11 protein-coding genes are annotated in these 12777 nt (G+C 37.2%); 5 read left to right on the top strand and 6 right to left on the bottom strand.

The features are described 5' to 3' along the window. Nucleotides 1-246: 246 nt before the first annotated feature. Nucleotides 247-2865 carry a M1 family metallopeptidase gene (locus IQ236_RS14565; RefSeq protein ID WP_193869909.1) on the top strand — a complete coding sequence of 873 codons (2619 nt, stop codon included), beginning with the start codon at nt 247-249 and terminating at the stop codon, nt 2863-2865. Between the two features lie 899 nt (nt 2866-3764). Next, a complete protein-coding gene (gene rpoD, locus IQ236_RS14570; RefSeq protein ID WP_072717087.1) occupies nt 3765-4949 on the top strand; it encodes an RNA polymerase sigma factor RpoD in 1185 nt (394 codons plus the stop codon). A gap of 349 nt (nt 4950-5298) precedes the next feature. On the opposite strand, the gene IQ236_RS14575 is transcribed toward rpoD, so the two are convergent. Further along, nucleotides 5299-5484 (bottom strand): hypothetical protein, encoded by a 186-nt coding sequence (locus IQ236_RS14575; RefSeq protein ID WP_190517613.1) that lies wholly within the window; start codon nt 5482-5484, stop codon nt 5299-5301. A gap of 238 nt (nt 5485-5722) precedes the next feature. On the opposite strand from IQ236_RS14575, the gene IQ236_RS14580 reads away from it, so the two are divergent. Next, nucleotides 5723-5980 carry a type II toxin-antitoxin system HicB family antitoxin gene (locus IQ236_RS14580; RefSeq protein ID WP_193869910.1) on the top strand — a complete coding sequence of 86 codons (258 nt, stop codon included), beginning with the start codon at nt 5723-5725 and terminating at the stop codon, nt 5978-5980. Further along, complete coding sequence (locus IQ236_RS14585; protein ID WP_193869911.1) at nt 5977-6189, top strand: type II toxin-antitoxin system HicA family toxin; 213 nt, start codon at nt 5977-5979, stop codon at nt 6187-6189. Before IQ236_RS14580 ends, IQ236_RS14585 begins: the two co-directional genes overlap by 4 nt. Before the next feature lie 215 nt (nt 6190-6404). Here the strand turns inward: IQ236_RS14585 and IQ236_RS14590 are convergent, their stop codons facing one another. The 5 genes from IQ236_RS14590 to IQ236_RS14610 all read right to left on the bottom strand — a co-directional run bounded on the left by IQ236_RS14590 (nt 6405) and on the right by IQ236_RS14610 (nt 11669). Then, nucleotides 6405-7889: an EH signature domain-containing protein gene (locus tag IQ236_RS14590; RefSeq protein WP_193869912.1), complete on the bottom strand. Its 1485-nt coding sequence runs from the start codon at nt 7887-7889 to the stop codon at nt 6405-6407. 125 nt (nt 7890-8014) lie between these two features. After that, complete coding sequence (locus IQ236_RS14595; RefSeq protein WP_193869913.1) at nt 8015-8683, bottom strand: OmpA family protein; 669 nt, start codon at nt 8681-8683, stop codon at nt 8015-8017. A 2-nt stretch (nt 8684-8685) separates the two neighbouring features. After that, nucleotides 8686-10542 (bottom strand): MotA/TolQ/ExbB proton channel family protein, encoded by a 1857-nt coding sequence (locus IQ236_RS14600; RefSeq protein WP_193869914.1) that lies wholly within the window; start codon nt 10540-10542, stop codon nt 8686-8688. Nucleotides 10543-10569: 27 nt separating this feature from the next. Next, a complete protein-coding gene (locus tag IQ236_RS14605) occupies nt 10570-10956 on the bottom strand; it encodes a hypothetical protein (RefSeq protein WP_193869915.1) in 387 nt (128 codons plus the stop codon). 128 nt (nt 10957-11084) lie between these two features. Then, entirely contained in the window at nt 11085-11669 is a 585-nt protein-coding gene (locus IQ236_RS14610) for a hypothetical protein (RefSeq protein WP_193869916.1), read from the bottom strand. 618 nt (nt 11670-12287) lie between these two features. Here IQ236_RS14610 and IQ236_RS14615 point away from each other — a divergent pair. After that, nucleotides 12288-12755, top strand: coding sequence for an SMI1/KNR4 family protein (locus IQ236_RS14615; protein WP_193869917.1), 468 nt, complete (start codon nt 12288-12290; stop codon nt 12753-12755). The last annotated feature ends 22 nt before the right edge of the window (nt 12756-12777 follow it).

The following is a 12777-nucleotide window of genomic DNA, read 5'->3' on the forward strand; positions in this document are numbered from 1 at the left end:
TGTTAGCGCGTCTCTGTTAGCGCGTCTCTGTTAGCGCGTCTCTGTTAGCGCGTCTCTGTTAGCGCGTCTCTGTTAGCGCGTCTCTGTTAGCGCGTCTCTGTTAGCGCGTCTCTGTTAGCGCGTCTCTGTTAGCGCGTCTCTACCCCAAAAACACTAATTTAGACAAGGGATTGAGACTCGCTATATAATGAAGCGATACGCATAGCGCGTTTTGCTATCCTTTATTCTTGAGTTTGATTGTACTCGATGCTGAATTTTTACTTTGATACGGAAACGGATACCCACAAGTCCTTTGAGTTACCCGGGGCTCGCCCCCATTATAACCCTGACCGTCCCGGTCAAGTGGAACATATTTTTTTGGACTTAGTTCTCGATATTCCTAATCAAAGTTTTCAGGGAACTTGTACCCTACATTTGAATCCTGTTAAAAGTGGAATTGAAACTTTAATATTAGATGCCGTTAACTTAGAAATACAAGACGTAAAAATTGAGCAAAATCAGCAAGAGTTTGATTATGATGGAGAACAGTTACAGATTCATTTACATCAACCCACAACGGTTAATCAGTTAATTAAATTGGTGATTAGTTATTCCGTCACCCATCCTCAACGGGGACTCTATTTTATTAGTCCTAATAAAGATTATCCTAACAAACCGATTCAAGTTTGGACGCAAGGAGAAGATGAAGATTCTCGCTTCTGGTTTCCTTGTTTTGACTACCCCGGACAACTCGCCACTTCAGAAATAAGGGTACAAGTTCCGAAACAATATTTAGCGATTTCCAATGGCGAATTAATTCATAGCGAAACCAAAGGCAAAACCAAAATTTACCATTGGTCACAAAAACAAATTCATCCCACTTATTTAATGACCTTAGCAGTGGGAGAGTTTGCAGAAATCAAAGACGAATGGAATGGAATTCCGGTTTTATATTATGTTGAGAAAAACCGCAAAGAAGATGCTCTTCGGAGTATGGGAAAAACCCCGCAAATGATTGAGTTTTTCTCTCAATATTTTGGCTATTCCTATCCCTATCCGAAATATGCTCAAGTTTGTGTGGATGACTTTATTTTTGGCGGGATGGAAAATACCTCAACAACATTATTAACCGATCGCTGTTTATTAGACGAACGAGCTACCTTAGATAATCGTAACACAGAAAGTTTAGTCGCCCATGAATTAGCCCATCAATGGTTCGGAGATTTAGTCGTAATTAAACATTGGTCACACGCCTGGATAAAAGAAGGAATGGCGACCTATACTGAAGTGTTATGGACAGAACAAGAATATGGCAAAGAAGAGGCAGCATATTACCGTTTAAACCAAGCCAGAAACTATTTTTCTGAGGATAGTTCCCGTTATCGTCGTCCCATTGTTACCCATATTTATCGAGAAGCAATAGAACTTTATGACCGCCATTTATATGAAAAAGGCGCTTGTGTTTATCATTTGATCAGAACAGAATTAGGGGATGAACTGTTTCAAAAAGCAATTCAAACCTTTGTTCAAGATAATGCTCATAAAACTGTCGAAACTATTGATTTATTACGAGCATTGGAAAAATCAACCGGATCTAATTTACTCCCCCTATTTGATCAATATGTATTTCGAGGCGGACATCCTGATTATAAAGTTTCCTACAGTTGGGATAATAATAGTAAATTAGCCAAAATTACAATTAAACAAACTCAAGCTAAAGACAGCGATAAACTCAGTGAGCAAAACTTATTTGATTTAAAAATTCCCATTGGCTTTGGATATAAACCCGATAAAAAATCTCCTGAAACTCCTGTTCCCCTTAAAACCTTTACGGTTAGAGTCCATGAACGGGAACAAACCTTCTATTTCCCTTTAGAAGAAAAGCCAGCTTTTATTAGCTTTGATGTTGATAATAATATTCTAAAGACCGTAACATTAGATTATGCGATCGCTGAATTAAAGGCACAATTGCAATATGATCTTGACCCTATTTCTCGAATTTATGCAGCCAAAGCCTTAGCTAAAAAAGGAGGATTAGAAGCCGTTAAAGCCTTGTCAAACGCCTTAAAAAATGATAAGTTTTGGGGAGTGCGTTTTGAAGTAGCTAAACAATTAGTTCGAGTCAAATTAGATCAAGTCTTTGAGGGATTAGTAGCAGGTTTAACCGATAACGATGCCCGCGTCAGACGAGCCGTGATCAATAGTTTAGCGAAACTGAAAACCACCGAAAGTTATCAAGTGTTAAAACCCCTTTTAGAAAAAGGAGATGCGAGTTATTTAGTGGAAGCTGCAACCGCAACAGCATTAGGAGAAATTGCAGCCACTCACTGTGAAGATAAACATCTAATTGAACAAACGATTAAACTCTTAAAATCCGTTCTCAAAGAACGAGAAGGATGGAATGAAGTCGTGCGTTCTGGGGCTATTTCAGGACTGAGTAAAATGAAAACCTCAGAAGATGCCTTAAACGTAATTTTAAAATATACCGCCCCCGGTATTCCCCAAGCTTTGAGGTTAACTACCATTCGGGCTTTAGGCAGTATTTCCACGGGTCAAACCCCAACCAACACCGAGCGAATTTTACAACGCTTAGAAGAATTATCCAATGAAACCTTTTTCCTCACTCAAGTCGCCGTTGTCGCTTGTTTAGAACAAATGGAAACGCCAAAAGCGATGGATGTATTGGAATCTTTAGCCGACCAAACCCTAGACGGGCGAGTTCGCCGTCGCGCCGAAGAAGCCATTCAAAACGTACAGGGAAAAATCGGTTCCGAACCCGCCTTGAAAAAGCTACGGGAAGAACTTGACAAAATTAAAAAAGAAAATCAAGACCTTCGCAGTCGTCTCGAAACCTTAGAAGCCAAAAGTAAATCGAGTAAGCATTAAAGGATTAAAACCTTACAGGGTAATGGATGAGGGGAAGAAAACGGGTTTTTATCCAACCTTCTATCCCCGACCGTCCTTGAAGCAGACTTCTTTTGAAGAATAGCTCAACTCGGCGACGTCAAAAACTTAACGTGATTTAACCTTTGATCTCGCACCAAATACAGGGATTTAAGTTAACTTACAATAAAGAACAACCCTAAAAGGTGATTAACTCCCGACTGAAACTCCTGGCAAACAACCCAAACCCCCTTTCAATTGGATACCTTTTGTTACACAAACAGTGATGCTTCCAAGAAGCAAAAGCTTACCGTTTCTTTTAGAATCACTGCGGGGAAACTTCAGCAATCAATTTTGAGTGAATTACAACTTCATCTATGCCTCAACTGAAACTACAAATTCTACCAGGGTGTATTAAGGTGACTTGCCTTCATTTACACTCCCTTCAATATTTATTTGTGGGATTACAACCCAACGTGAAAAGATTTCGCTAAGATTTTAGTGAATCAGGATATCGATATCCCTTCTGAGATCCCCTAAACAAAAATGATCACCCCAATGTGATCAGTCAAACATAAGGATGTAAAAGGGGTCTTTGTACTTAACCCCTAACTTGATTAATCTCCCCTCGGTGAATTCAGGTGATCAAATCTCCTTTGTGACAAATCGTACAATTTTTGTCAGAAAGGCTACAATCGGAAAGGTCTTGGCACAATCCAATGATCACCTTTGAATATTTGTCTTCCTATGTTAGGACTGAAGTGAGTTATGATCATTCACTCAGTAACTCGGTGGGCAAATGTTAAAACTTGAAACAGTATGCCACTGGTTCAATAGTCTACTGATAGACATCTCTATTCTGTGATTGATTTTTACTAATTGAGGAGCATGAGGAACGCGGCATGATCCAGATTAACAACGGACTCGCAACCACAAAGCCTGAGACAGAAACATTATCGTTTCTTCCCCTTCCAACCCCTAGCAACATCACCCCCCTAGATTTGGATGATTTTGAACCGGATGAAGAAGATTTAATTGATGAAGAAGACATCCTAGAAGATGTGATAGCGGATGAAGATGATGAGACCAAAGCGGGTAAAGCTGCTAAATCTCGACGTCGCACTCAAGCCAAGAAAAAGCATTACACAGAAGATTCAATTCGCCTCTATCTGCAAGAAATAGGTCGGATTCGATTATTACGGGCGGATGAAGAAATTGAACTGGCTCGAAAAATTGCTGACTTATTGGAACTAGAGCGAATTCGGGAAAAATTGATGGAACATTACCATCGAGAACCCAATGAGCAGGAATGGGCGAGCGCCGTTGATATGAGATTGCCAGAGTTCCGTCGCCGTCTGTATATCGGTCGTCGGGCAAAGGATAAGATGGTACAGTCGAACTTACGGCTGGTGGTTTCCATTGCCAAAAAATACATGAATCGAGGTCTGTCTTTCCAAGATTTGATTCAAGAAGGCAGTTTAGGGTTAATTCGTGCCGCAGAGAAATTTGATCACGAAAAAGGCTACAAATTTTCAACTTATGCTACATGGTGGATTCGTCAAGCCATTACACGGGCCATTGCTGATCAATCTCGAACGATTCGACTACCCGTTCACCTCTATGAAACCATTTCTCGAATAAAAAAGACCACCAAGTTACTGTCTCAAGAAATGGGTCGTAAACCGACTGAAGAAGAAATCGCAACTCGTATGGAAATGACCATCGAAAAACTGCGGTTTATTGCTAAATCTGCTCAACTTCCCATTTCCTTAGAAACCCCCATTGGGAAAGAAGAGGATTCTCGTTTAGGAGATTTTATTGAATCCGATGGCGAAACCCCTGAAGATCAAGTTTCTAAGAATCTATTACGAGAAGATTTAGAAAATGTATTAGACACTCTTAGTCCCCGTGAACGTGATGTATTACGGTTGCGTTATGGGTTAGATGATGGCCGTATGAAGACATTAGAAGAAATTGGTCAAATATTCAATGTCACCCGTGAACGCATTCGTCAAATCGAAGCGAAAGCACTCAGAAAGCTACGTCATCCCAACCGTAATAGTATTTTGAAAGAATATATTCGTTAGTTGCTGTTGTTTATATTCGGGTTGAAACAATTTGATCCTGGGAAATAATTTTTTTAATTACCCTCAACGGAGGATAACTCAGGCTGCAATTTATCAACCCGTTTATTTAAACATCACAGTTATACATTAGTCTGCTGAAACAAACTTTAAAAAAGATTGAGTTTCGGCAGAATTTTGTATATTTATGTTCTCTGTTCTCTGTTCCCCGATATTAAAAACTTGAGAGTTTGTATAAAATCCTCTCAAGTTATGTTAAAATCTTCTTGCGAATTAAATTCCGTTGTTTAATCCGGCTATCATCCGGTTTTAAGTGCTTCTGGTTTCTAGGGTGATGTAGTGGGATATCCCATTACATCAAACCCCAGAAGTGAAGAAAGCCTTGGCCTGACATCAGTTCAACAATAATCGCACTGAGAAATCCAATCATCGCCAAACGGCCATTCCAGTTCTCTGCACCTGGGGTAAATCCCCAGTCCCAATGATTGCGCTGTTGTTGTTCAGGGCTATTGGTTAATTGTGTTTGTGTGTTTTGCATGGTTGTTACTCCTGTTTGGCTTGATGTAACGTTCTGTAAATTAATGTAACTAACCTGTAAAAAAACGGCAAGTGACGATCTCTTCAATGTCAGAAGACTTGAAATTTCACAAATAGTCTGTATTTCTTCTGTTTTCGGGTGTGTTTAGGAATAGATGCGATCGCTTAGTTTCTACCTTTCGGTAGGGTAGGTTAGTATAGGAATTGAAGGAATATGCTGTAAATATAATGACTAACTTATGAATGCCATTTATAAACTCCCCTTAATCTTAGAACCTCAACCCGAAGGCGGTTATACAATTACTTGTCCTTTGTTACCCAATTTAATTACTGAAGCTGATACTTTAGAAGACGTTATTCCTAATGTATCCGATGCTTTACAAGCTTTAATTGAAGCCTATCAAGATTTAAACCAACCCTTACCTGCTGTTTTAAAACCGATAGGAGAAGATATGATCCTGTGGACAGAAAGTTTAATTCCCATTGGTACAAAATGAAATATAGAGAGGTAGCACAAAAATTAAAACAAATGGGATGCCAAGAAATTCCAAGGCGAGGTGGTGGTTCTCATCGAAAATGGTACAATCCCAATAAGGGGACAATCGTACCGATTCCTGATTGGGGAAATAAGGATTTAAAATTGGGGACTTTGAGGCAAATTATCCGACAATTAGATCTGGATTGGGATGAGTTTAAGAAGTTATAAAATTGAACAATCTTAGGATTCTAAATCTCTATGCAATTATAACTATCGTCTGTATTTCTTCTTTTTTCGGGTGTGTTGAGAAATGGATGCGATCGCTTTACGCCCACTAGGTAGAGTCACTAACCTTATAAATTAGATGAACTGTGGGGATTAAAACCCCGGTTTCTTTGAGAAACCGGGGTTTTGGCGTGTACCCAGAAAGTTTCTTTGTTTTTTTAGCATCGCCATCCTTGCTGTCTAACATATTCTTCAGCTTCAGATTTAATTTTCCTAATCGTGTTTTCCCATTTTTCTAAGTTGTAATTGCGATCTCGTTGCTTTTGGTCTGATGGGAGAGGAAGTCCATCTGAACCATATCTACCATATTCCCGTGATAACCCTTTGAAAAATAAAGTCCCTTCATTGGGAAGAATATGGCTGAGTTTTAACCATTTTTCACAGTAGGTTTGCCAACAAAAAACATGATCATGAATTTCACAAGGTTTAAGACAACGCAAACATTTAACAGAAACTTGAGAAGAACTAAATAGTTTTTGCTCAAGGTCAGGATTTTGAGAACTGTTAAATAAACGAGTTTCACTTCCTCCCCCTCGGAAAAACTCAACAATAAACCAATCCCCAAAATCAAAAATACAAACTTCTGTATCGCTCCCATCTTCTATTAAAAGGTCAACATTCTCAGGAAGATATTGACCGAGAGCATTAATAGATTTTTGAGGTAATGAAATCCGAATTCTTTCAAAGCGATCGCTATAATTTGCCCAAAAGTTTTTTCTTGCGCGCAACTGATTTTTTTGCCAATCTGGTATATTTAATTCATGATTCTTTTCTAATAAAAGATCAACAATATTTTCAAAATCCTTATAATTAACTGCACCGATCCATTTTTGTAATGCTTCTTTAGCTTGTCCTGAAAGCTGATGCCATTTACTATTAGAATTTTTAGGTTTAAAATTTAATTTTACCCACTCTACTAAGTTCGGCAAATCTCCAGCTATTTCGGATGATATGTTAGTTAGTAAATAATCCGTTGCTTTAATTTGATCTTCAGACAGCATTTCTTCAAGACAATTGAGCAACCAAGTCTCGTATTGAAGATCACGAGAAGATACAAAAACTTCTGCAACCATTGTTAGCGCATCTTCAGCTTTTTTGATCCAGTAGGGTAACTGATGGGTTTTTAATAAATCTTTGGGGGTTTTCTTATACGTTAAACTTAATTTTGCTAAATCAGTAGGAGTTTTTTGTAAACTATCAATAATTTCGATCACTACCAAGTCTTTAAAATCCGATTGATCTAAGACATCTACAGAAAAAGAATTAACTAAAGATTCTGATAAAATTCTTTTTTGATTATTGCTCTCATTTCCATGATATAAAACTAAATTCCAAATTAAACGATTTTTTAACCATTGTTTTTCTTTGGCTATCTTCCAAATTAACTGACATAGTTTTAAATTACCATCAGATTTAAAGTAAACTAAATAAATCCATTCTAAATTACTAATATTATCTATTTTATTAGTTTCAATATCTTTTAATATTTCCTCTATCGCTCGGGGTTTAATATTCTTCTGTATATCAATAGATGATAAACTATTTGGTTCACCTATTGGTTCACCTAGCGACTTTGAAAAGTTTAGAAGTTCAGAAGGTTTTAGTGGAGAAAAATCTGGTAAACTTAAACTTGAAAAAATCATCCTTGTAATAACTCCTAAAAATTGATTTAGTCTTTGTAGATTTGTAGGGGCGAGGCGCGCCTCGCCCCTACGATGAATTGGATTTTAAGCCAGATGTACAACTGATTTAGACTTGCTATAGTTATTTACTTTGATTGAGATTTTGATGAATTTAAAAACTTATTCCAATCAATTTGTTTAAGTTGAAAGCGAAAGACAACCCGGCGATCTCGTGGATCATCAATTTTTTGATTAGCTTCTACTTCTCCTCGTCCTGCTGCCATGAGTTTTGTTTTAAATTTAGATTTAGTTTCAAAGGTAAATCCTTTTGAGAAGATATAGTTATAAACAGATAACGAGCGTTTTAAGCTTAAATCCATATTATATTGATCATCTCCTAAAGAACTGGTTTGACCTTCAACAATCACGCGAGTTACAGTATCCTCAAAAGCAGGGTTAGAAAAAATAACCTTACTATATTTCGGAATAAATTCTCGCAAAAACTTTTTTCCTTCAGGTTTTAATTCTGCACTCCCTTTATCAAAAAGAATCGCATCAGGAATACTGACATCCCCAGTTTTTTTATCAATTTTTATGATATTTCCTTGTGGTAATCCTTCTAAGACGGCAATTAATTGTTGAGGAAGTTCACTGACTCGATCTTGAACTTGTTTCAGTTGCACCATTACCGTAATAAATAATAGAGCAAAAAACATCAACAACCCAGACATTAAATCCCCGATGGAGAGATAAACTCCAGAATCTTGTTCTTCCTGAAGTTCTGTTTCTAATTCTAATTCTGATAAATCACTCATGATTAATTTCTCTCATTAGTATTTCTAAGATCGTCAGCCGCAGAAACCAGATATTGAGCCACCCCCATAAATTCAAGAGAAGTAGAGTTCAATTGTTGGCAAATGGTAGCCGTTGCTGTATCGAACTCCTGAATGCGGTTACTATAAACTTCATTTGCTTGTTGGAGATAACCTGCTAACTGTTGGTTTCCTGCTTGTAAAGCTGCATTAAATTGAGTTGCCATATTTTGATAATGACCTGAAACTTGATTCGCTTCATCCCCAATTGTTCGAGCTAATTCTTGTAATTGTGCGAGACGTTCACCGGAGGTTAAACCGAGTGTATTTGATAATTTAGAAACCTTTTCAACGGTTTCCTTAATGGTGTTCATACTGGTTTTAATTTCTTCGCTCATGTGTTGGGAATCTTCTATAAAAACAGTTTTTAAAGAGTCTACAACCTGCGCTAAACCGTCCCGTTGTTGTCCCAAAGTTTCCTGTAACAGTTGATTTTGTTCGGTAAAGAAAGTGTTCAGAGACTCTTGATATTCATTACGGAATTTTCTCAATTCTTCCTCAAAATCAATCCGAATTCCTTTAAAGGTATCTGCGGCTTTTTCTGCACTTAATTCAAACGCTTGACGCTGGGCTTCCATTCCTTCAATACTGGTATTAACCGCCCGTTCAATTTCAAAAGAAACTTTCTGCATTACCCCTTCTGTATCCGTGCGGAATTGTCCTAAAATCTCCTGCAAATTAACAGCAAAGTCTTTAAGTTCTACTAATGTAGTTTTCTGGAATTCTTGAATAGTAGAAATAGCACTCGATAAACTTGCTGAAATTCCTCCTAAAGATTCTCTTAATTCTCGCACGGCTAATGATGCTTCTTTCGTTAAGGCTGCACTTTCATCTAACCGCTTGACAACAGGTTCAATTAATTGGGTTTCCATTTGATGAATCAAAGTTTCTACCGTTTGACCTTGTTGTTTAATTAAGGTTTCTATGGTTTGACCTTGACTTTCTTGGGTTGTCCGTAGTTGTTGTAACTCCTGATATAAATCTTGATATAAAGGTTTTATATCTTGCTGAACAACTATTCTAAAACACTTGCCAGTTGCTTGACCAATCTGATCAGCACTAAGGTTACTAATGCCTTTTAAACTATCAGCAACATTCTTTAATGTTTCTACTAATTCTGTTTGATTAGATTGTTGATTATCTAAACGAGAAAGAACTCTAACCGGAGTTTCTAAAATTGCAATCTCTCTAAGTTTATTTCTCAAATCATCTCGTCGTTGTTCCCGAAACCATTTCCCACCAGCAAGAAATAACATAAAAAAGCTAGAAGTTCCTAAACCGAATAGGGAAGTAACAAAGGCTAACTTCATTCCTTCCATGAGTTGGGTACTAGCTTTCAGCAGGTTATCGGCTTCTGAAATATTATCAAGATTAATGTTTTGCAGTCCTAAATAAATTCCCGCAAAGGTTCCTAAAACCCCTAATGCTGTTAATAAAGTCGGTGCAAAATAAACAGGGCCGCGCGGTATAGGTTGGGATAGAATAGAGGGGGCTGATAGGATAATAAATTTTAGCTGATCATTTTTATCTTTGATTAGTTGTCCATTTTGAATCAAAAAGTGTCTTTGTAACCATTTTTTTATTTTTGTATGGGTTATTAATCCTATATCAATTTCGGATTTATTGTTTTCGTTTAAGAAATCAATACCATCTTGGGTTTCTCGACAATCCTTGAACCAATATTGATAAATAGAACAAGCTTCTAATACGAAAGCTAATACAGCTAGCCCAAAAATCACCCGAATAAAAGTATCGCTAACAAAATCTCCAGAGTTTAAACTATTTCTAAACCATTCCCACATCGCTAATTCTCCTAATATTTAATTAACTTAATTTTGGGTAAATCTTTTAATCTCAGACTCAGATAAAACTTCCTGAGCAACTCGCAGAGGAAGGTGCGCCGCATCGGTAACACCATTAATAGGTTTTCGCAGAATTAGGCCATAAAGGGGTTCTCCTGTTTCAATATCGTTATCAACTTCTAAAGAAGGTTCTAGTGCTTCTTCATCGATTTTGAGATAGACTTTTTCCGGTGCAAAATGGCGTAAAAGTCGAACTTGCGATCGCGTTTTTAAATTACGCAAAGAAACTGTTAAACCCGCAGAATTTCCGAACATAAATCGGGCTTCTTTCCAAGCATGATTGATGGCTACAATTTCTGCAAGAAGTTGTTCTAAGCTAGGTTGTAATAAACAGTTATCTGGGAGAGAAGACATTTTTAATATCGGTGATACTCCTATAAACATTGCTATCTATGAATCTGAGATTGATAATAATTCAGAATTCAAGGTTTGTAAATCAGTGAAATTACGGAACTTTAATGTTTTTTTATTGGTTACATATCCTAACGAATCGTTTTTGTTTCTGCGGGTATAATATCTTGTATCGGTTCAAATCCGACATAATCAACAATATAACGTGATCCATCTTGCAGTTCAAAAACATCTCCTGTTGTCACATTCCGAGGGTGAGAACGTCCAGGGAGAGATTGTAAAACTTTAATTTGAGGATGTGACCAATTATTGATTAAGCTCGTTAAAATATAAGCCTCATTTAAACTTCGAGCTTGAACATCAGCCACATAAACTAAATTCTGCTGATTAATTATTTGCATGGGTTGTACTCGATTCAGTTCTATTTTACCTTCTGCTTGAAATTTTTTCAGCTTTTCGACTGTTTTAGGTTCAGAAAATTTAGCAACTTCTTCACCATTATCTAACGTTACAATATCTTGGGGAATCGGCGATCCTAATCTTTGACTGGTATAAACATACCATTGAGGATTTTGTAAAACTTTAATCGTGGTGATCTCTTTTCCGGGGATCTCCCCCTCTTGCATTGCATTGGTTGAATTGCGATTACATCCTTGAATTAGTAGCAAAGTCACGGTCAAACAAGCTGCTAGAGTCGATTTTAACTGGAATTTCATGATTATCCTTCCCTTGAATATCAATGTTGTGAATTTAGCTTTAATCATCTATTGCTGCCCAATAACAAAATTACGCAAATTTTCAAAAAATTTTTTATTCATTCTAATTTAGAGGTAATCACCTCAATCGGACGCAATACTTTATCATCGACTCGAAATCCTTGACGAACAACTTTTGTAATGGTTTGAGGTGGCTGATATGGAATAGTTTTGAGATCAGAGTTGTTTTGTTAGAGAGCGATCGCCCTTGATGAAACCTAGAGCTATATGCTAATATTGAAGTTAATTTGAGAAGGAGTGGCTATTTATTACAGAAGCGGAAATTGAACAAGTTGTCGTCAGTTCTCGAAAAATTCGAGGTCAAACAACGGAGGGAGCGAGGGCTATTGCTAAAAAACAAGGACACGCCAATTCAGGAGGATATGCTTCAGTTTTTCAGGGTATTGAACCAACTCAACTTAATGCTGAGGTGTTAATTCAAAATATTCTCACTCACCCCAAAAGACAGTTTATTGGTGACAAAGTTACTGATGTTTATAATGAGCTTGGACAAGGTGTCCGCTTTGATAAAAATACTTACGCATTTATTACTTTTTTAGAGGAGTCCCTAGCAAGACAATGAATAATATACTAATGCAAGATGCTGCACGTCATCCCCAACTATTTGTGTGGAATGGTACAATTGAATCTAGTCAATTAGAAGCTTGGTTACAAGAGCATCAATTGAATTTACCCCAGGATTTAATTGAACTTTGGAAACAGACGAATGGGGGTGACTTGTTCGAGAGTGAAACCATTCTTAGTCCATTTGGGGATGATAGTTTGGGAGATGATATTGAGGGTGTGAATGAGTTTCACTACTCTCAAGGAATGTCAAAAAAATATTTACTGTTTCATCTGGGAACAGGATTGAGTGCTGTTCGTTTAACTGATGGGTATTATGTTAAACTTGATGAGAGTTATCAAGAAATTGATCAATTCCAGAGTTTAGACGATTGGTATAGAGATGAACTGCGATCAGAATATGGCAAACGTTACAATATTAAATTAGAATCCTTAACTCCTAATATTCCTACTTTCTTTTGAAATTGGAGGTTGTGTTGTTAGA

This window comes from Planktothrix mougeotii LEGE 06226, assembly GCF_015207485.1.
Taxonomy (GTDB): Bacteria; Cyanobacteriota; Cyanobacteriia; order Cyanobacteriales; family Microcoleaceae; genus Planktothrix.